This window comes from Sphingobium salicis subsp. salicis, assembly GCF_049472635.1.
GTDB lineage: Bacteria > Pseudomonadota > Alphaproteobacteria > Sphingomonadales > Sphingomonadaceae > Sphingobium > Sphingobium yanoikuyae_A.
Genome location: NZ_JAYRCS010000001.1, coordinates 4770581 through 4789223, shown reverse-complemented (window position 1 = coordinate 4789223; position 18643 = coordinate 4770581). Strand labels below are relative to the sequence as shown.

20 protein-coding genes are annotated in these 18643 nt (G+C 64.9%); 10 read left to right on the top strand and 10 right to left on the bottom strand.

Annotated elements, in window-relative coordinates; all coding sequences use genetic code 11:
• Positions 1-93: 93 nt before the first annotated feature.
• Positions 94-1311 carry an MBL fold metallo-hydrolase gene (locus VHN57_RS23125; protein WP_423286113.1) on the top strand — a complete coding sequence of 406 codons (1218 nt, stop codon included), beginning with the start codon at positions 94-96 and terminating at the stop codon, positions 1309-1311.
• A 101-nt stretch (positions 1312-1412) separates the two neighbouring features.
• The gene (locus VHN57_RS23120; RefSeq protein ID WP_423285737.1) at positions 1413-2093 is read left to right on the top strand and encodes an HPP family protein; all 681 of its coding nucleotides are present in this window, start codon (positions 1413-1415) and stop codon (positions 2091-2093) included.
• 25 nt (positions 2094-2118) lie between these two features.
• Here VHN57_RS23120 and VHN57_RS23115 read toward each other — a convergent pair whose 3' ends face one another.
• The 4 genes from VHN57_RS23115 to VHN57_RS23100 form a co-directional block, all read right to left on the bottom strand.
• The gene (locus VHN57_RS23115) at positions 2119-2625 is read right to left on the bottom strand and encodes a DUF3617 domain-containing protein (RefSeq protein ID WP_004209910.1); all 507 of its coding nucleotides are present in this window, start codon (positions 2623-2625) and stop codon (positions 2119-2121) included.
• An 80-nt stretch (positions 2626-2705) separates the two neighbouring features.
• Positions 2706-2996 (bottom strand): HNH endonuclease, encoded by a 291-nt coding sequence (locus tag VHN57_RS23110; RefSeq protein ID WP_423286111.1) that lies wholly within the window; start codon positions 2994-2996, stop codon positions 2706-2708.
• Positions 2996-3946, bottom strand: a complete 951-nt coding sequence (locus tag VHN57_RS23105) for a hypothetical protein (RefSeq protein ID WP_423285735.1) — start codon at positions 3944-3946, stop codon at positions 2996-2998. Before VHN57_RS23105 ends, VHN57_RS23110 begins: the two co-directional genes overlap by 1 nt.
• Entirely contained in the window at positions 3943-4509 is a 567-nt protein-coding gene (locus tag VHN57_RS23100; RefSeq protein ID WP_423285733.1) for a DUF3617 domain-containing protein, read from the bottom strand. Before VHN57_RS23100 ends, VHN57_RS23105 begins: the two co-directional genes overlap by 4 nt.
• Before the next feature lie 213 nt (positions 4510-4722).
• Between VHN57_RS23100 and VHN57_RS23095 the strand changes: the two genes are divergently transcribed.
• From VHN57_RS23095 to VHN57_RS23080, 4 genes are all read left to right on the top strand, one after another.
• Positions 4723-5148, top strand: coding sequence for a hypothetical protein (locus VHN57_RS23095; protein ID WP_423285731.1), 426 nt, complete (start codon positions 4723-4725; stop codon positions 5146-5148).
• 50 nt (positions 5149-5198) lie between these two features.
• Positions 5199-7376 carry an excinuclease ABC subunit UvrB gene (uvrB, locus tag VHN57_RS23090; RefSeq protein ID WP_423285729.1) on the top strand — a complete coding sequence of 726 codons (2178 nt, stop codon included), beginning with the start codon at positions 5199-5201 and terminating at the stop codon, positions 7374-7376.
• Positions 7377-7581: 205 nt separating this feature from the next.
• Positions 7582-7866 carry a type II toxin-antitoxin system RelE/ParE family toxin gene (locus VHN57_RS23085; protein WP_214863737.1) on the top strand — a complete coding sequence of 95 codons (285 nt, stop codon included), beginning with the start codon at positions 7582-7584 and terminating at the stop codon, positions 7864-7866.
• A complete protein-coding gene (locus VHN57_RS23080; protein ID WP_423285727.1) occupies positions 7838-8158 on the top strand; it encodes a HigA family addiction module antitoxin in 321 nt (106 codons plus the stop codon). The genes VHN57_RS23085 and VHN57_RS23080 overlap by 29 nt, the downstream gene beginning before the upstream one ends.
• Before the next feature lie 12 nt (positions 8159-8170).
• Here the strand turns inward: VHN57_RS23080 and VHN57_RS23075 are convergent, their stop codons facing one another.
• Together VHN57_RS23075 and pip are read right to left on the bottom strand one after the other, a co-directional pair.
• Positions 8171-8485, bottom strand: coding sequence for a hypothetical protein (locus tag VHN57_RS23075; protein WP_037490849.1), 315 nt, complete (start codon positions 8483-8485; stop codon positions 8171-8173).
• Between the two features lie 23 nt (positions 8486-8508).
• Positions 8509-9450 (bottom strand): prolyl aminopeptidase, encoded by a 942-nt coding sequence (gene pip, locus VHN57_RS23070; protein ID WP_423285725.1) that lies wholly within the window; start codon positions 9448-9450, stop codon positions 8509-8511.
• Positions 9451-9500: 50 nt separating this feature from the next.
• Here pip and VHN57_RS23065 point away from each other — a divergent pair, with 50 nt between their 5' ends.
• Positions 9501-10637: a nucleoside hydrolase gene (locus VHN57_RS23065; protein WP_423285723.1), complete on the top strand. Its 1137-nt coding sequence runs from the start codon at positions 9501-9503 to the stop codon at positions 10635-10637.
• 3 nt (positions 10638-10640) lie between these two features.
• On the opposite strand, the gene VHN57_RS23060 is transcribed toward VHN57_RS23065, so the two are convergent.
• The 3 genes from VHN57_RS23060 to VHN57_RS23050 form a co-directional block, all read right to left on the bottom strand.
• Positions 10641-11057: a Rap1a/Tai family immunity protein gene (locus tag VHN57_RS23060; protein WP_423285721.1), complete on the bottom strand. Its 417-nt coding sequence runs from the start codon at positions 11055-11057 to the stop codon at positions 10641-10643.
• A gap of 10 nt (positions 11058-11067) precedes the next feature.
• Positions 11068-11742, bottom strand: coding sequence for a hypothetical protein (locus VHN57_RS23055; RefSeq protein ID WP_423285719.1), 675 nt, complete (start codon positions 11740-11742; stop codon positions 11068-11070).
• A gap of 116 nt (positions 11743-11858) precedes the next feature.
• Positions 11859-12158, bottom strand: coding sequence for a hypothetical protein (locus tag VHN57_RS23050; RefSeq protein ID WP_004209889.1), 300 nt, complete (start codon positions 12156-12158; stop codon positions 11859-11861).
• A gap of 222 nt (positions 12159-12380) precedes the next feature.
• On the opposite strand from VHN57_RS23050, the gene VHN57_RS23045 reads away from it, so the two are divergent.
• The gene (locus tag VHN57_RS23045; protein ID WP_423285717.1) at positions 12381-13136 is read left to right on the top strand and encodes a class I SAM-dependent methyltransferase; all 756 of its coding nucleotides are present in this window, start codon (positions 12381-12383) and stop codon (positions 13134-13136) included.
• A 28-nt stretch (positions 13137-13164) separates the two neighbouring features.
• Positions 13165-13872: a 2OG-Fe(II) oxygenase gene (locus VHN57_RS23040; RefSeq protein WP_423285715.1), complete on the top strand. Its 708-nt coding sequence runs from the start codon at positions 13165-13167 to the stop codon at positions 13870-13872.
• A gap of 39 nt (positions 13873-13911) precedes the next feature.
• On the opposite strand, the gene VHN57_RS23035 is transcribed toward VHN57_RS23040, so the two are convergent.
• Complete coding sequence (locus VHN57_RS23035) at positions 13912-15516, bottom strand: M20/M25/M40 family metallo-hydrolase (protein ID WP_423285713.1); 1605 nt, start codon at positions 15514-15516, stop codon at positions 13912-13914.
• A 224-nt stretch (positions 15517-15740) separates the two neighbouring features.
• Here VHN57_RS23035 and VHN57_RS23030 point away from each other — a divergent pair, with 224 nt between their 5' ends.
• Positions 15741-18608 carry a TonB-dependent receptor gene (locus VHN57_RS23030; protein ID WP_423285711.1) on the top strand — a complete coding sequence of 956 codons (2868 nt, stop codon included), beginning with the start codon at positions 15741-15743 and terminating at the stop codon, positions 18606-18608.
• Positions 18609-18643 lie beyond the last annotated feature (35 nt).

Genomic DNA, 18643 nt, shown 5'->3' with positions numbered 1-18643 from the left:
CGCACTCGCCAACATGGGTCAGGGTCAATAGGGAGGTCTTGCCCTGCCCCGTCGGTCCGCTATGGCGGCGCGATGACGGGCATGGGAGCTGGCATGGCGCGCGCGGTTGCAATGATGAAGGCTGTCGGTGTCGCGCTGCTGTTCCTGCTGATCGCCGCCTGTCTGGCGACGGTGATCGTGCCCCCCTTCCTCGACCGTATCTATTATGAGGGGCCGGCGAGCCGCCATTATGACGGTGCCCGCTTCTTCAACCCCGATGGCGCGATCGACATGCCCGCCCCGCCCGGCACCAGCCGGCAGGGCTTCATCGCCCGCTGGCTGCTGGGCAATGACGACCGGCCAGCATGGCCCGATGCGGTGGCGGTCAAGCCGGCGCGCCCCGCCCCCTTTGCCGCGCCGCGCGGCATGGTCGCCACCTGGGTCGGCCATGCGACCGTGCTGGTGCAGGCGGCGGGCATCAACATATTGACCGACCCGATCTGGTCCGACCATGCCAGCCCCTTTCCGCCGCTGGGCCCCAAGCGGGTCGCGGAACCGGGCATCAGGATGAAGGATCTGCCCAGGATCGACCTGATCGTCATCAGCCATAATCATTATGACCATCTGGATATCCCGACGCTCAAGATGCTGTGGCAGCGCGACCGGTCCAGGATCGTCACGGCGCTGGGCAATGACACGATATTGAAGGCGAACGGCATACCGTCGGTAGCGCTCGACTGGGGCCAGTCGGTGACCGGCGCGCAGTTGAACGGACTGGTGCCCGAAGCGGTGATCCAGTGCGAGAATTACGAGCATTGCCCGGACTATCGGATCCATGCGACGCGCAACCATCATTGGAGCAGCCGCTGGTTCACAGACCGCAACCGGGCGCTCTGGTCGAGCTTCCTGATCGAGACGCGGGCGGGCAATATCTATTTTGCCGGCGACACCGGCGCGGGCGACATGGGCTGGACCGGCGATGCGACGCGGTTCGGGCCGATCCGGCTGGCGCTGATCCCAATCGGCGCCTTCCGCTTCTGGCCGGGGCAGATGGAATCGGACGCGCATATCGGCCCGCGCCGCGCGGTCGAACTGTTCGAGCGGCTAGGCGCATCGACGGCGATCCCGATCCACTGGGGCACCTTCCGCCTCTCCTACGAGAAGCGCGACACGCCGCCGCGGATGCTGGAGCAATATCTGCGCTGCGCGGGGATAGAGCGAAAGCGCTTCGCGCCGGTGCGGATCGGCCGGTCGCTGCTGGTGCCCAATGTCAGCCCGGTGCCGCGCGGCCCCAGGCATTGCGACCAGCGGGCGATCGACGCGCTGCAATAAGCGCGCCTCGGGCGATTCCGGGCAATATCGGGGTCAAGAAAAACTGGGGTGGCCTTTTCGTCCCCGGCGGCGCATGGGGCTGCGCCAAAGGAATATCCGCAATGAATCTTTTCAAGCCTCTGCTGGCCGGTGCCCGCCCGATCGACCGGATGATCGCGGGCCTGGGCGCGGCGATCGGCATCAGCCTGACCATATTGGTATGCAGCCAGCTGCCGCTGCATGCCGGCGACCTGCCGATCATCGTCGCGCCGCTGGGCGCGTCGGCGGTACTGATCTTCGCCGTGCCGGCGAGCCCGCTGGCCCAGCCCTGGTCGGTGGTGGGCGGCAATATCCTGTCCAGCCTGATCGGCGTCGCCGCCTGTCAAATGATCCCCGACATGATGGTCGCGGCCGGCGTGGCGGTGGGCGTGGCGATCATATTGATGAGCCTGCTGCGCTGCCTGCATCCGCCCGGCGGCGCGGCGGCGCTGACCGCGGTGATCGGCAGCCAGGGCATTCATGATGCCGGCTATGCCTTCGCCTTTGCGCCGGTCGGGATCAATTCGATCGCCCTGGTGTCCCTCGGCCTGTTCTTCCACCGCCTGTCGGGACACAGCTATCCGCACCAGCCGGTCGCGCCGCCGGTGATCGCCGACAAGATGCGCGCGGAGGCGGGCTTTCATCTGGAGGACATCGACAGGGCGCTGGCCGAACTGCCCGACAATTTCGACATCAGCCGCGCCGACCTCGACCTGCTGCTGTCGCGGGCGGAAATCCACGCCCAGGCCCGCCGGGCGGACTGAGGCCCACCCGGATCGGTGCCGCCGATCAGGCCGGGCAGTCGCCGTCGCGCTTGCCGGACAGGTCGTGGGTGGTGCGCAGCACCGGCTTGCCGCCCTGCGTCTTGGTCATGGTGGTGCCGAAGGTCAGTGTATCCTCGGTAAAATTGCCCTCGACCACGATTTCGGAGGTGCCGGCGCCGGCCTTGCAGGCGAGGGTCGCGATCAGCCGGCCCTTGCGCACCATCTTGTCCTTGTAGCTGCAATCGCTGCCTTCCGCTCCGGCCAGCGCATCAGCGTCGGGCACGCCGGCGGCATCGACCTTGATGCAGATCTTGTCCTCGCTCACCTGCTTGAGCGCGGCCTGATATTCCTCCGCCGTGACGGTGGGGGTGTTGTAGCCGGTGGTCTTGCGGCTGAGCGTCCATTGCCCGCTCTTCATCATCGCCGGCGCGGCCTCCTCCTCCTGCGCGGGCGGAGCGGCCGGTTCGCTGCCACAGGCGGCAAGGGTCAGGCTGGTGGCCAGCAAGCCGCCCAGCGTCAGAATGTCACGCATATCCTCTCCCCGTTCGTTCCACGGCGGCACGCTCTACCGATGCGCGCGCGGGCGCAAGTAGAAATGTTGCGCGTGCGGATTCATCGCCGCCGGCGCCCGGCCGACAGGGTGGGCGCATGGAAATCGGCCGGCTTGTCGGCGATCCAGGCGAGGAAGCGGGCGATGGCGGGATGGCTGCGCAAGGCCATGGCATCGGCATAGGCACGCGCCAGTTCCGCGTTGGATAGGGTGGCATGGATGGTGCGGTGGCAGATCGGATGGACCGGCACCATCTGTCGCCCGCCCCTGCTCTTGGGCACGGGATGATGCCATTCGATCCGCGCGCCGAGCGGCCGGGTGCAGAGCCAGCAGGACTGCGCTTCAGCCAGGATCAGGGCTCGACCGGCCCGGTTGCGCCTTCCTCGACATCCTCGCCCTCAGCCTCACCGATCGCCCGGACCAGATAGCCCCGATGCACTCGCCCCCACCGGTTGAGCGGCAGGTCATAAAGCTGGTCGAGAAACTGGTTGTCCCAGAAGGTCAGGTCGCCAGCCTGCGCCCCGTCGCCAAAGATGTTGAGTATCGACGACACCGGCGGTGCCGCCCGCCCCTTCACCTCGGCAAGGCCGACAAAGGCTGCATAGGCGGCGGCGGCCGACAGCGAAATGCCTTCGGCGCGATTGACGTCGATCAGGATCGTCGCGGTATCGATCGAGCGGATTCCTATTGGCCGGATCAGGCTGGAGGAAAAGCCGTTGACGGTAGGGACACCGTCGATGAGGGCGGAGCTGCCGCCCTCGCTATTGCCATAGCTGGCTGCGGAAGCGACGGAATCCGCCTTGCCACCGGTGCTGCCGCCCGTAGCGATCGTGTACCACCAGCGGATCGGCGCATCGCTATTTTCGACGTCGCGCCGTTCGGCCCCATGTAATTGGGACATGCTGTTGGATTTGCGCGCAGCGACCTGTCTGGCCATTTCCCGTCCGTCATCGACGAAGACGATCAGAAAATTGGTTTCACATTCTCCCTTGGCCAGGGGCGCGCCGATGCTGGTCGCGATCTTGCGGACCTTGGTTTCGACCAGGCCGGCGATATCCGATGCGACCCCCCGGACCTGGGGGCAGACCGGCTCCATCCAGCGGGCGATGCCCCGATCACCCTGAACCACGCCCAGGGTGCGAACGAAGCCGGATGCCCTCTCTCGCACCTCCTGGCGGGTCAGGCGCTGACCATCGACCACGATCGTGTCGCCGCCGCCGTCATCAGCCGGCTGTTGTGCCTGAAGTGGGAGCGGAAGCAGCGCCAGCAAAGCCGACAAGACTCGCATTGTTCGCATCGTCATTGACCCTCCGAACAGTTCGGGCCGATCCAGCGGCCCTCCGACCTTGCCTTCATCGCCATCTCGACGCCATTGGGCAAGCCCGTCTGCCGCATATCCATCTGCACCGCATAGCTGTCGGGCGCATAGATGCCGGCCATCGTCATGCTGCTAGTGCCGCTATCGCGCCGGCAGGTGACATTCCCCTTCACCGTGCCGCCGCGCACGGCGAAGTCGCTGTAGCGGCAATCCTTGCCCGGATCGCCGGAGAAGACGCGGCCGTCGGGATGGGCGGCCTGCTCGGGCGTGACGCAATAACGCAGGGTGCGGTTCATCGCCTGCTGCATCTGCTGGCGCGCTGCCGCGGGCATCGCCTCCCCGCCGCTCATGTCGATCCGCTCCATCACGAAGCGCCCTTCCCACTGGCCGGGCTTGAGCTGCACCTTCTCGATCTGCGAGACGGCGGCGTCATGGCTCATCGCGTCGGTCGCGGCGATCTGTGTGTCCTGGCTGGCGGGCGGCTTGTTGCATCCGGCCAGCGCCGCGAGCGCGCAGGCCAGCAGGCCGTTGGTCAAGGCTTTGGTCATCACCGGCTTCCCCTGGCATATCTTGGCAGAAGCGACCCTTTATCTGGCCCAGACTTAGCAAGCGTCGGCGGGTCTGGATATCGGGATTATTGCGATCCGGGGTGGCGGGGCGTTGATGAACGTCCATGCGTTCTTTTTTTGTTCTCAAATTGATGCTAGATGTTACGTTCATGACTGCGCGGCGTGCCGATGACCAAAGAAAGGGCCGGCTTCATGAGCGATAAACTCGATACCCTGGGACCGCTCATGAACGAGATCGGTCAAGAATTGGCCAGCTTGGTCGGAGGCGATCCAGATGGCGTGTTTCTGTATGTGGAAATCGGAGACGGTTGGGTAAGCCCCAGCGTTTTCAAAGGTGAAGGCGACGTCGTTCGTTATTATAATCCGCGCGACACAAATCTCAGCGATATGCTTTGGGAAGCCTGGTATCTAGAACCCGACGGCCCCAACATGCGCTGGTCGGTGTTGGAATATATGATCACTGGGAAGAAATTTCATGTCAGCCTGAAATATCCTGAAGAAGTGAATGTCGAGATTGTCGATGACGAGCGCCGCGAGACTGTCCTGCGCGCGCGGTTCGGTGACAAGCCGGTGATCTATCCGCCGCCGCCCAAGAGCGCGTTCGAATTGCAGCCCTGACTTGCCAGGGCGCGGATTGCGCCCTTGCCCAAAGGCCCCATATTACGCCCATGTCGATTCAGATCCGCACCAGCCTTGACGAACCCGAAACCGGCCAGGACTTCGTGCCGCACCGGCCCGCGCGCCCGGAGAAGAGCGAGGGTGGACGCCCCTTCACCCTGGTCAGCGACTATGAACCGTCGGGCGACCAGCCGACCGCCATCGCCGAACTGGTCGCCGCGGCGGAGCAGGGCGAGAAGGACCAGGTGCTGCTGGGCGTCACCGGGTCCGGCAAGACCTTCACCATGGCCAAGACGATCGAGGCGTTGCAACGGCCAGCGCTGATCCTGGCGCCCAACAAGATATTGGCGGCTCAGCTCTATGGCGAGTTCAAGAGCTTCTTCCCCGACAATGCGGTCGAATATTTCGTCAGCTATTACGACTATTATCAGCCCGAAGCCTATGTCGCGCGGTCGGACACCTATATCGAGAAGGAAAGCTCGGTAAACGAAAGCATCGACCGGATGCGCCATTCGGCCACCCGCGCGCTGCTGGAGCGGGACGATGTCATCATCGTCGCGTCCGTCTCCTGCCTCTATGGCATCGGGTCGGTCGAAACCTATTCGGCCATGACCTTCTCCATGAAGAAGGGCGGGATCGAGGACCAGCGCGAGATCATCCGCAAGCTGGTGGCGCTGCAGTATAAGCGCAACGATGCCGGTTTTGCGCGCGGCAATTTCCGCGTGAAGGGCGACAATCTGGAAATCTTCCCGTCCCATTATGAGGATACGGCCTGGCGGATCAGCTTCTTCGGCGACGAGATCGAGGAGATTGTCGAGTTCGATCCGCTGTCCGGCAGGAAGGTCGCCAGCCTCGATTATGTGAAGGTCTTTCCCAACAGCCACCATGTGACCCCCGGCCCGACCTTGAAGCAGGCGATGGAGGCGATCCGCTTCGAGCTGACCGAGCGGCTGAAGGAACTGGAGGCCGAAGGCAAGCTGCTGGAGGCGCAGCGGCTGGAGCAGCGCACCAATTTCGACCTGGAGATGATCGCGGCGACCGGCAGTTGCGCGGGGATCGAGAATTATAGCCGCTTCCTGACCGGGCGTTTGCCGGGCGAGCCGCCGCCGACTTTGTTTGAATATCTGCCCGAAAATGCCGTGCTGTTCGTGGACGAAAGCCACCAGACCGTGCCGCAGATCGGCGCGATGGCGCGCGGCGACCACCGGCGCAAGATCACGCTCGCCGAATATGGCTTCCGCTTGCCGAGCTGCATCGACAACCGGCCGCTGCGCTTCAACGAATGGGACGCGATGCGGCCGCAGACGGTCAGCGTCTCGGCGACGCCCGGCCCGTGGGAGATGGAGCAGACCGGCGGCGTGTTCAGCGAACAGGTGATCCGCCCCACCGGCCTCATCGACCCGCCGGTCGAGATCAAGCCGGTGGAGGATCAGGTCGACGACCTGATCAACGAATGCCGCAAGGTCACGGCGCAGGGATACCGCACGCTCGTCACCACGCTCACCAAGCGGATGGCCGAGGATCTGACCGAGTTCATGCATGAAGCGGGGATCAAGGTCCGCTATATGCATAGCGACGTCGAGACGCTGGAGCGTATCGAGCTGATCCGCGATCTTCGCCTGGGCGTCTATGACGTGCTGATCGGCATCAACCTGCTGCGCGAGGGGCTGGACATTCCCGAATGCGGGCTGGTGGCGATCCTCGACGCGGACAAGGAAGGCTTTTTGCGTAGCGAGACATCGCTGATCCAGACGATCGGCCGCGCCGCCCGCAATGTCGACGGCCGCGTCATCCTCTATGCCGACCGGGTGACGGGCAGCATGGAACGCGCGCTCAACGAAACGTCCCGCCGTCGCGAAAAGCAGCAGGCCTATAATGATGCGCATGGCATCACGCCCTTCACGGTGAAGAAGAATATCGGCGACATCATCGCCCATGTCGCGTCCAAGGATCAGGTCACGGTCGAGACGGGGCTGGAGGATCGCCCGCATCTCGTCGGCCATAATCTGCGCGCCTATATCGAGGATCTGGAGAAGAAGATGCGCGCGGCAGCGGCCGACCTGGAGTTCGAGGAAGCCGGCCGCATCCGCGACGAGATCCGCAAGCTGGAGGCGGAAGAACTGGGCCTGCCGGCGGACCAGCAGGTGGCCGCACCGCGCGGCCGCGCGACCGAAGGCAAGCCGGGCACACGGAAAGGCCGGTTCGGGAAGACGCAAAGAAAATTTTAGGCGCTCAATTCGACAAAATTTTCCACCTAAGATACTGAAATTATTAGCTTTATGGTTAACTGAAATTAGAGGAATCGCAGGCTTTTTTCTATATTTTACAGATGCTTGCAGGTGGTAAAAAGTCGGCCGATGCGGCAAAACCCTCTTGTAGACACATCATTATTTTGGACTATGAAAAGGCTTGCTCTGAATTCAGGACAAGCCGATGATCCGCTCCTTCGCCAATCCCGAGACCGAGAAAATCTGGAATGGTGAACGCAGCCGCAAGCTGCCTTCGGATATGCAAGACCGCGCGCTTTCTAAGCTGAAGCTGCTCAACCGCGCCCGCACCCTGGACGACCTGCGCAACCCACCCAGCAACCGCCTGCACGCGATGAGCGACGATCGAGCCGGGCAACATTCAATTTCCATCAACATGCAATGGCGTATATGCTTCGTCTGGAAAGACGGACACGCGCATAATGTCGAAATCACCAACCACTACCGATAACCCTGACTGGCTGCATAATGCGCATGTCGGCGAAATGCTGTGGCTGGAGTTCATGGAACCGCTGGATATGACCACGGTGGAACTGGCCACCGCGATCGCTCTGCCGGTGGATCGCGTGCAGGCCGTGATTGACGGCGACCATCCAATGGACGGTGAACTCGACCTTCGATTGGCCCGCTATTTCCGTATGTCGGAAGGTTTTTTCCTGGGCCTCCAGATCGACTATGAACTGCTGGAAGCCAAGCGGGCGCTTAACGGCGAACTGGATCGCATCGTCCCGCGCGCCGCCTGACGCCTTGCCCCCTCAATGCGTCCGGCTGGTCACCTTCGCGGTGCCGTCGGGCAGGATTTCGATCAGATGCGCGGTCTGGTTGTCGCACTGGGCCTTCCAGCCCTTGACGCCCGGCCGGATTTCGGCGCGTTCCGAGCCGGTGACCGAGGGGCAGGCGACGCCCGATGCCTTGATCGCCTTTTCCAGCACGCCGTTGCGCAGGTCGGGGTCGAGCTTGGCGACTTCAGCCGCCGCGCCCGTTTCGGGCATGTTCCGGTTCTCGACCGCCGTCACCTCATCGCCGCCGCCACAGGAGGCGAGAAACAGCGCCGTCGCCAGCAACATCATAGTCCGCACGTCTTTTCCTTCCATCATGCCACAAATCCGTCGGTCGCGCGGATCAGCGCGTCCAATATGCCCGGTTCGTTGAACGCATGGCCGGCGCCTTCGATCATTTCGAAGCGCGCCTGCGGCCAGGCGCGGTGCAGTGCCCAGGCGGTTTCGGCCGGGCAGGCCATGTCATAGCGGCCCTGGACGATGACGCCGGGAATGCCCGCCAGCTTGCCTGCCTCGCGGATCAGCTGGCCATCTTCCAGCCAGCCGCGATGGACGAAATAATGATTTTCGATCCGGGCAAAGGCGAGTGCGAAATCATCGCCCTCATGGGTGGCGGACAGCGCGTCGTCGGGCAGCAGGCGGATGGTCTCGCCTTCCCAGACGCTCCAGGCCTTGGCGGCGGCGACCTGCGCCGCGCGATCGTCACCGGTCAGAATGCGGCGATAGGCGCCGACCATGTCGCCGCGCTCGCCTTCCGGAATCGGCGCGACAAAGCGTTCCCACTTGTCGGGATAGATGCGGCTGGCGCCCTGTTGATAATACCAGTCGATCTCTGACTGGCGGATGGTGAAGATGCCGCGCAGCACCAGTTCAGTGACGCGCGCGACATGCGCCTGCGCATAGGCCAGTGCCAGGGTCGAGCCCCAGCTACCGCCGAAGACCAGCCACTGGTCGACGCCCATCATCTCGCGCAAGCGCTCGATATCGGCGACCAGATGCCAGGTGGTGTTGGCATCGAGATGGGCGTGCGGGGTCGATCGGCCGCAGCCGCGCTGGTCGAACAGCAGCACGTCATAGCGGGCGGGATCGAACAGGCGGCGATGATCGGGCGATATGCCGCCGCCCGGCCCGCCATGCAGGAAGACCGCGGGCTTGGCGCCGGGCGTGCCGGACCGTTCCCAATAGAGGCTGTGGCCATCGCCTACGTCAAGATGACCAATGGCGTAGGGTTCGATCGGCGGATAGAGGCTGCGCATGACACCGTCCTAACAGGCGGCGGGACGAAGCGAAATGGGGGTTTGACGCAATGCGGACGATGAAGATCATGCTGGGCGCGCTGGCGCTGATGCTGGGCGTGCAGGGCGCGAATGCCAAGCCCGCCGCGCCGGCAACGCCCAAGCGGCTGGTGATCGTCGACGACGACATGATCGGCCTCAACGGCGTGCCGCTGCTGTTGCTGCAGAGCCCCGATGTCGAGGTGCTGGGCATCACCACCACCAGCGGATCGGTGTGGCGCGACACGGCGACCGCCTATGCGCTGCGCACGCTGGAGATATTGGGCCGGACCGACGTGCCGGTGGTGCCGGGCGCGACCTTCCCGCTGCTCAACAGCGCCGAGGCCACCAAGCGCTGGGAAGGCCAATATGGCCGGCTGGTGTTCAAGGGACCATGGACCGATTACTGGCCGGGCGACACGATCCAGGAGCATCCCGGATCGACCGATCCGACCAAGGTGCCCGACCTGCCGATCGGCAACCCCAGGACGAAGCCGAGCGCAGAGATTGCCGCCGCCTTCCTAGTGCGGATGGTGAAGGCGCATCCGGGCGAGATCACCCTGTTCGCGACCGGGCCGATGACCAATATCGCGATCGCCCAGAGCCTGGACCCCAGCTTTGCCGCCAATGTGAAGGAAATCCTCTATATGGGCGGCAGCCTGGCACCGCATCAGGTGCTGGAAGGGTCGTCGGCCGAGCAGTTCGCCCGCGAATTCGTCAATTCGCCGCGCCGCGAGTTCAACATCCGCTGGGATCCCGAAGCGGCCAAGATCTTTGCCCATGCGCCGTGGAAGAAGATCACGATGATCCCGGTCGATCCGTCCACCGGCACGCAATGGACCCGCGCCTTCCTCGACGGGCTGAAGCCCGCCCACACGCCGCTGACCGATCTGTTCCAGACCGGGCTGGAGCCGGGCTATCCGATGTGGGACGAGATCGTCGCCATGGCCTGGCTCAATCCGGAGATCGTGACGAAGGACGAGACGCTGTGGGTCGATTTCGAGACCAGCCAGACCGCGGCCTATGGTGACACCCTGTCCTGGACGGAATCCTATCGCCCGCATCTGGGCGAACAGGCGCAGCGCGTGATCCTGTCGGTCGACCGGGCGAAGATGGAGGCGGCGATGGCGCGCCTCTATATGCGCCCCGTCGGCAAGGCCGCGAAATAAGCGCTATTTCCGTTTCTTCTTCGTGCTGGGCCTGATGCCGGGCTTGGCCTTTGCCTTGGGGCAGGGCCAAGCCTGGCGCGTGGCGGTGAAGACCATGGCGGAGGCGGACTGGGCGCGCTTGTCCGGATTGGCGCGCAGATAGTCGACGGTGGCGCCCTTCAACTGGTTGAGCGTCACATCGGCGGGGATGCAGCTTTTGAGGCCGTTCACTTCGCGGGTGGTGTTGAACGCATCGACCGCGCCGGCGACATAACCGACGCATTCATAGCTTTTCTCGAAAAAAGCCTTGTCGGTGCGGTCGGCGGTGCAGCTTTCCAGCAGCGCCTCGCCCGAATAGAAGCCGGCCTGCGCGCTGCCCGGCGACAGGCCCGCCGCCGCAACCAGTATCAGGCCGCTTGCCCTCCGGATCATCATGCGCATGGCTCCCGCCTTATGAGGATGCGTCCGCCTTCCGATAAGACTGGACATGCAGGGGAGGGAAAACCGCTTCGAGCGATTTTGTGTCCGGCAGCACATAGACGTAGCCGCCCTTTTTCAGAAATTGCGGGCGAAGGCCGCGATTATAGAAGGCGATCGGCACGTTGATGCAGCCAAAGGTGATGCGATTATCGTCGATGGTCGGCGACAACATGCGCTCGCGCCGCTTTTCCTTGGGATTGCCCTTGGGGATGGTGTGCATCGCGACCGAGGTCGCATAATCGACCCACAGCACGCGTTGCTTGCCCGCCGCGAGGCCGAATTTGGCGAGAAAACGCCCGGCCGGGGTGGTCTTTTCCGCCGGACCGATCTCCGCCAGGCTCTTCTTGCCGACGCCCGGCGTGGCATCATCTCCGGGCGCGATGCCGATCAGCACCGGCGCATCGGCCAGCGCCTTGCCCCTGGCATCGAACAGGAAGACATGGGCCGCCTGCTTGTCGACAATGGCATAAGGCAGGCCATGATTGTCGCCGGTCGCGGCAATCCAGTCGATCACCCGGCGCGCATCGGGCGATCGTGGGGTTTCAGGCGCTGGCTTCTCGGACGCGGCCGCTTCTGGCGCGGCCGCCAGCGCGGGAGAGACACCGAACAGCGCCAGCATCGCCAGCGCCCATGGGAATTTGTGCATGGATGAGCATATCCGGGAATGGGGCCGGCGCCCCCATGAAGCGGGGGCGCCGGCACAGGATCGGGACCAGCCCGACCGGATCGGTAGCTTGATCGGCTACGTGATCAGTTGCGCGATCAGTTTCTGGCGCGCTTGGTCTTGGCTTCGCGCATCTGCTGCTCGACACCGTCGACGCGGGCGTTCAGCTGATCGAGGCGCTGACCGTTATTCTGGGCCTGACCGGCGGCCGACTGGGCCTGGGCCAGAGCCTGCTGTGCCGTGCCGTCGGTGGTCTGCAGCTTGGCGTCGAGCGCATCGACGCGCTGGTTCACGGTCGCCACCTGTTCGCGCACGAAGGATTTCGTGGCACAGCCACCCAGCCCCAGCGAGCCCACCAACACCATGGCAATGGGGGCTAATTTCATCGGGTGCGACATCATTTTCTCCTTATCATCTGCCCCCGCGCCGTCCCAAGCCGAGCCCGTTAACCATGACAATATGATTGGGCCTGAACGTGCATGTGGAGAGCCGAGTGGACGCGGCGGACCTGCCCCGCCCTTCGACCAACGACCGGAATCGATCGACCGGCATCGGCGCGGATCGTTGAACGGATGCGCGATCGGGCGCATGCTGGCCCGCCTTCCATGAGGGGACAATCCATGCGCCTGATGCTTGCCCTGGCCCTGAGCGGCCTTGCCCTGTCCACGCCGATCATCGCCCTTGCCAAGACCGATCTTGCCGCGGCCGTGGCCGACCCCAAGCGGCCCGCCGACGCGCGCGCGCTGGATGAAAGCCGCAAGCCGGCGGAGACGCTGGCGTTCCTGGGCCTCAAGCCCGGCATGAAGGCGGCCGACATCATGACCGGATCGGGCTATTGGGCGGAGATCATGGCCGATGCGGTCGGCCCCAAGGGCAAGGTGACCGGGTTCGAGCCCAGCCAATTCTATGCCAGCGAGGAAGAGAAGCCCAAATGGGCGGCACTGGTCGCGCGCCGGCCGGAGGTCGACTGGGTGCGCTATCCGTTCGAGGCCTTTGCCGCAGCGCCCGACAGTTTCGACTTCACCATCATCAATCTGAGCTACCATGATCTCTACTGGCAGTCGGACAAGTTCGGCATTCCGCGCACCGACCCCGATGCGTTCGTGAAGACGCTCTATGCCGCGACCAAACCGGGCGGGATCGTCGGCATCATCGACCATGTCGGCCCGACCGGCGACACCCGCGCCGTCGTGGACAAGCTCCACCGGATCGATCCGGCCGTGGTCAAGGCCGACTTCCTGCGCGCCGGCTTCGTGCTGGAGGCGCAAAGCCCGCTGCTCGCCAACCCCGCCGACGATCATAGAAAGCTGGTGTTCGATCCCGCCATTCGCGGCAAGACGGACCGTTTCCTCTACCGTTTCCGCAAGCCGAAATGATCCGCCGGATTTGAGCGCAAGGCGCGGGATGACGCCGCGCCGCGCGCCGCCCATGCTGCGCGCCATGGACCTCACTGACCTCGACCTTCATGGCGCCGCGCGCCTGCCTGCCCTGCTTTCCCCGGGCCAGTGCGACGCGATCGTCGCGCTATGGGACCAGCCCCATGTCTTCCGCAAGGAGGTGGTGATGGCGCGCCATGGCTATGGCCGGGGGCGCTATCGCTATTTCACTTACCCGCTGCCCGAGCCGGTCGCCGCGGTACGCGAGGCACTTTATCCGCCGCTGGCGCAGGTCGCCAATCGCTGGGCGGCGATGCTGGGGAGCGATGCGCTCTACCCCGCCCGTCACGCCGATTTCCTGAACCAGTGCGCGCTTGGCGGCCAGGACAAGGCGACGCCCTTGCTGCTGCGCTATGAGGCGGGCGACTGGAATGCGCTGCATCAGGATGTCTATGGCGCGACCATCTTCCCGTTGCAGGCCGCGATATTGCTGTCGGAGCCGGAAGCGAACTTCACCGGCGGCGCCTTCATCCTGACCGAACAGCGCCCGCGCATGCAGTCGCGGCCCGAAATGGTGCCGCTGCGCAAGGGCGATGCCGTGGTCTTCCCGGTGCGCGAGCGGCCGGTGATGGGCACGCGCGGCATCCACCGGGTGCAGATGCGTCATGGCGTCAGCCGGCTCCTGTCCGGCATGCGCCACACGCTGGGCATCATCTTCCACGACGCCCAGAGCTAGGCGGAGCGGCGACGCCGTCGCCGCCCCGCACCTCTTGAATCAATCCAGCGCCGGATCCTCATATTTGAACGGATCGCTAACCGCCGGCTGCGTCGGCAGCGGCATGCGCGGCAGCGTCTTGTCGCTGTTCGCGGCCTGCAGCAGCATGCCGGCGAGGACGACCGCGCCCTGGCGCATATCCTCCGCCTTCAGATGATCGAAGGTGTCGATGCCACTGTGGTGGACGCGGCTTTCATAGTCGAGTGGATCCTGGATGAACTGATAGCCCGGCACGCCGATCGCCTGCATATATTCGTGGTCGGTGCCGCCGGTCGGCTGCGACACGACATTGCCGGCGCCCATGCTGGCAAAGGGACTGAGCCATTCGCGCAGCAGCGAGACGGCGGCGACATTGCGTTCGGCATAGAGACCGCGCAGCTTGCCCGAGCCATTGTCGATGTTGAAATAGGCTTTCAGGTCCGCATAGCCGGGCTTGGGCGTGATCGGGAAACGGGTCTTGTAGCGGAAATACATTTCCTCCCGCCCCTGTTCCTCCTTCGGCCCCGGTGCGCGGGTGGCGAGATATTCGTCGACATAGGCCATCGAGCCGAACAGCCCCTGTTCCTCGCCCGACCAGAGGGCAAAGCGGATCGTGCGCTTGGGCTTGATGCCGAGTGATTTCAGGATGCGCGCAGCCTCCATGATCATGGCGCTGCCCGCGCCATTGTCCGCCGCGCCGTCGCCTGCGACCCAGCTGTCGAGATGCGCACCGGCCATGACATAGCCGGTTTTGGGATCGCTGCCGGGAATATCGGCCAGGATGTTGTAGGCGTTGACGTCGCTGTCGTCGAAACGGACGTCGCTGTTGATTTCCAGCACCGGCGCCGGGCCGGTCTTGGCGAGGCGGGCGAGACGGCGATAATCCTCCGCCGCGATCTCGACGCCGGGCAGCGCGGGCGTGTCGCTGACGCCGAAATCATAGCCCTCGCCATGGAGCAGCTTGCCGTCGCGATAGGATTGCCGCGCCCATCCGACCGCCCCCTCGGCCTTCAGGAAGGCCTCCAGCTTGCGGGTGAAGCTGAGGCGCTTCATCAGCCGCTCCAGCGACGCGGGATCATTTTGCGGCTGCTCGAACCTGTCGAGCTTCTCGATATCCTCGCCCTTGAGCCGATGGAAGGCGGCCTCGTTCGGCTCGTCGCCGGTGCCCGGCAGCGACACCAGCACGACCTTGCCGGCGAGCTTGCCGCGCCAGGCGTCGAAATCGCGCTCCTTCTTCATCGGCGCGACGATGATCGGCGCACTCAGCACGCCATTGGTCGGCGGCGTCCAGGCGATCGGGATAGCGGTGAGCTGGATCGGGCGTGGGCTGATCATCTTCACCGAGGAGCCGGCAATCCACCAGCCGCGACCGAAGCGGAAGCCCTGCTTGCGGACATTGGACAGGCCCCATTGGCGAAACTGGTCGGCGGTCCAGGCCTCCGCCTGCCGCATCTGCGGCGAGTTGGTCATGCGCCCGCCAATATCGTCGGTCAGATGCTGGGCGATCTGCATCACCTGGCTGTGGTTCAGCCCTTCGTCGATGACGCGGTTGAGATCGTCGGCCTGCTGCGCGGCGACCGGTGCGGCCAGGCACAGCAAGGGCAGCAGGATGATGGAATGGCGCATATAATCCCCCTTCGTCCGGCCGTCAGGCGCGGCCGCGAAAGCCCGTCTATGCCCGACTGACGCGGGATCGCAAGTGAGGCCGATCACGCCCCGAACACGCATTTGTTGCACCATGTGACGCGCCGTTACACTTTGCGACAAAACTGTCTTTGCCTTGCCAGATTTTTGCGACAAGTGCGGCCTAAACGAGATCCTGTCAGGGTCCAGATTAGGGGTAAATTTCCGTGCGCCAGACGACGTCGCTGCTGCTGTTTTCACTGATGCTGGGCGCGGCACCCGGCGCGCTGATGGCGCAGGAGGCCGAGCAGAAAGGGCCGCCGGCCCAGATGGACGAGGGCGACGAGATCGTCGTCACCGGCGCGGTCCAGCGCGGCGCGGTGCCCGGCGACATCAAGCCCGAACAGCAATTGTCGCCCGCCGATGTCCGGGCGCTGGGCGTCACGTCGATTTCCGAAATCATCACCGAATTGTCGCCACAGACCAATGGCACGCCGGTCATCCTGCTGAACGGCAAGCGCATTTCCAGCTTCTCGGAAATTTCCGACCTGCCATCCGAAGCGGTGTCGCGGGTCGACATCCTGCCCGAGGAAGTGGCCCTGTCCTATGGCTATGCGCCGACGCAGAAGGTGGTGAACATCGTCCTGCGTCAGCGTTTCCGCGCGACCACGGTCGACCTGCGCGGTGGCACGACCACCGATGGCGGACGCGAAAATGGCCAGGGCGAAGTGGGCGTGCTGCGTATCCGGGGCGACAATCGGCTGACGCTGAACGTCAAATATAGCCGGGCCGACAATCTGCTGGAGAGCGAGCGCGGCATCAATGCCGCAGCGCCCAGCATGCCCTATTCGCTGGCCGGCAATATCACCGCGATCGAGCGGGGGGCGGAAATCGACCCGGCCCTGTCGGCCGCCGCCGGCCAGAGTGTGACGGTCGCCAGCGTGCCCGGCAGCGCCGCCAATGGCGCCCCCGGCCTCAATGATTTCGTCGCCGGCGCGAACCAGACCAGCGTCAGCAATCTCAGCAAATATCGCACGCTCAGCCCCGCGACCGAGAATTTTTCCGCCAACGCGACGCTGGCGCGCGCGCTGGGCGGCATATCGGCGACGATCAACGGCCGGCTGGAACTGTCCGACAATGATTCGCTGCAGGGCCTGTCGGCCGCCGCCCTCACCCTGCCCGGCGGCAATCCCTTCTCCGCCTTTGGCGACGATGTCCGCCTCTATCGCTATCTGGAACAGGCCGGCGCGCTGGGGCAGAAGATCCGCGGCACCACCGGGCACATCGGCGTCACGCTGAACGGCCGGCTGGGCGGCACCTGGCAATGGTCCTTCACCGGCAATGGCGACATTTCCGACACCCGCACCCGCACCGATCGCGGCGTCGACACGGGCGGCATCCAGGCCGCGCTCGATGCCGGATCGGCCAGCGTCAATCCCTATGGCGCCTTCACCGCCGACCTGCTGCAATCGCGCCTGACCGACCGCGCCCGGTCGCAATCGCGCGCGATCGGCGGCGACCTGCTGGTCAGCGGATCACTGCTGACCCTGCCGGCCGGCAATGTCATGACGTCGGTGCGGGTCGGTGGATCGACCAATGGCTTTGAAAGCCATTCGGTGCGGTCAGGCGTCGAACGCGGCCTCGACTATAATCGCGAGATTGCGAGCGGACAGGTCAGTTTCGACATACCGCTGACCAGCCGGTCCAAGGGGTTCCTGGGCGCAATCGGCGATGTCGGCGTCAACATGAACGCCGGGGCGCAGCATCTGTCGGATTTCGGCACGCTGTCGACGCTGGGCTATGGCCTGCGCTGGCGGCCGGTGCCGGCGGTGCAGTTGCTGGTGTCGGCCAATCAGGACAAGTCGGCGCCCACCGGCACGCAGATCAACGATCCGGTGATTTCGACGCCCAACGTGTCGGTGTTCGACTATGCCACCGGCCAGACCGTGTTCGTCACGCAATTTTCCGGCGGCAACCCGGACCTGCGATCCAGCACGCGCGACCAGTTCCGCATCAACGCGCGGATCAAGCCGTTCGAAAAACCGAACCTGACGCTGACGGCGACCTATCTCAACAGCCGGACCAGCAACCCCATTTCCGCCTTCCCGACGCCGACGCCGGCGATCGAGAATGCCTTCCCGCAGCGTTTCATGCGCGACGAGGATGGTGAGTTGCTGAGCATCGACGGGCGGCCGATCAACTATCTGCGTTCGCAAAGCGAGCAGCTGCGCTGGGGCTTCGACCTGTCCATCTCATTGAAGTCGCACATCCAGAAGGTGATCGAGGCGTGGCGTGCGGCCGGCGCCAAGCCCGAGGATCGGCCCAAGGAATTGCAGGACATGCGCGCCGCCTTCGGCAATCGTGGCCCGCGCGACGGCGCGGAGGGCAATCGCGAGGGCGGTCCGCCGCGCGGCGAGGGGAATGACGGCGCGCCCCGCGGCGACGGCGACAACAACCAGCGCGGCAATGACGGCCCCGGTGGCCAGAATGGCGGCCAGGGTGGCGGCGACAATGCGCAGGGCGGTGGCGATGGTCCGCGCGGGCCGGGCGGCCCCGGCGGCGGCTTTGGTGGGCCGGGTGGTTTCCGTGGCCCCGGCGCCGGCCAGGCCGGCGGACGGCTGACCTTCAGCCTCTATCATACCTGGCACCTGACCGAGAGCATCCTGATCGCGCCGGGCGTGCCCGAACTCAACCTGCTCGACGGCGATGCGGTCGGCTCGTCGGGCGGGCAGCCCCGCCACGAGCTGAAGGCGCGGGTCGGCTATGTGAACAATGGCATTGGCGGCCGGCTGGGCGTCGACTGGGAAAGCGGCACCCATGTCGATGGCGCCTTGGGCGGCAGTTCGCGGCTGGACTTTGCCAGCCTGGCTTCCGCCAATCTGCGGCTGTTCGCCAATTTCGGCCAGATGCCCAGCCTGGTGAAGGCCCATCCCTTCCTGCGCGGCGCGCGCGTGTCGATCGGCATCGACAATATCTTCAACACCCGCCGCGACGTCACCGACGCGACCGGAGCAACCCCGGTCCGCTATCAGCCGGGCTATCTCGACCCGCTCGGCCGGACGGTGTCGGTCAGCTTCCGCAAGCTGTTCTTCTGAAAGGTCGCCCGGCCGGGCGATGTCCGGCCGGTCGC

Coding starts and splice junctions, on each gene's coding strand:
- VHN57_RS23105 (WP_423285735.1), bottom strand. CDS start 3,946: ATGACGATGCGAACAATGCGAGTCTTGTCGGCTTTGCTGGCGCTGCTT.
- VHN57_RS23085 (WP_214863737.1), top strand. CDS start 7,582: ATGATCCGCTCCTTCGCCAATCCCGAGACCGAGAAAATCTGGAATGGT.
- VHN57_RS23040 (WP_423285715.1), top strand. CDS start 13,165: ATGACGCCGCGCCGCGCGCCGCCCATGCTGCGCGCCATGGACCTCACT.
- VHN57_RS23065 (WP_423285723.1), top strand. CDS start 9,501: ATGCGGACGATGAAGATCATGCTGGGCGCGCTGGCGCTGATGCTGGGC.
- VHN57_RS23080 (WP_423285727.1), top strand. CDS start 7,838: ATGTCGAAATCACCAACCACTACCGATAACCCTGACTGGCTGCATAAT.
- VHN57_RS23035 (WP_423285713.1), bottom strand. CDS start 15,516: ATGCGCCATTCCATCATCCTGCTGCCCTTGCTGTGCCTGGCCGCACCG.
- VHN57_RS23125 (WP_423286113.1), top strand. CDS start 94: ATGGCGCGCGCGGTTGCAATGATGAAGGCTGTCGGTGTCGCGCTGCTG.
- uvrB (WP_423285729.1), top strand. CDS start 5,199: ATGTCGATTCAGATCCGCACCAGCCTTGACGAACCCGAAACCGGCCAG.
- pip (WP_423285725.1), bottom strand. CDS start 9,450: ATGCGCAGCCTCTATCCGCCGATCGAACCCTACGCCATTGGTCATCTT.
- VHN57_RS23055 (WP_423285719.1), bottom strand. CDS start 11,742: ATGCACAAATTCCCATGGGCGCTGGCGATGCTGGCGCTGTTCGGTGTC.
- VHN57_RS23100 (WP_423285733.1), bottom strand. CDS start 4,509: ATGACCAAAGCCTTGACCAACGGCCTGCTGGCCTGCGCGCTCGCGGCG.
- VHN57_RS23120 (WP_423285737.1), top strand. CDS start 1,413: ATGAATCTTTTCAAGCCTCTGCTGGCCGGTGCCCGCCCGATCGACCGG.
- VHN57_RS23045 (WP_423285717.1), top strand. CDS start 12,381: ATGCGCCTGATGCTTGCCCTGGCCCTGAGCGGCCTTGCCCTGTCCACG.
- VHN57_RS23050 (WP_004209889.1), bottom strand. CDS start 12,158: ATGTCGCACCCGATGAAATTAGCCCCCATTGCCATGGTGTTGGTGGGC.
- VHN57_RS23095 (WP_423285731.1), top strand. CDS start 4,723: ATGAGCGATAAACTCGATACCCTGGGACCGCTCATGAACGAGATCGGT.
- VHN57_RS23115 (WP_004209910.1), bottom strand. CDS start 2,625: ATGCGTGACATTCTGACGCTGGGCGGCTTGCTGGCCACCAGCCTGACC.
- VHN57_RS23060 (WP_423285721.1), bottom strand. CDS start 11,057: ATGCGCATGATGATCCGGAGGGCAAGCGGCCTGATACTGGTTGCGGCG.
- VHN57_RS23075 (WP_037490849.1), bottom strand. CDS start 8,485: ATGATGTTGCTGGCGACGGCGCTGTTTCTCGCCTCCTGTGGCGGCGGC.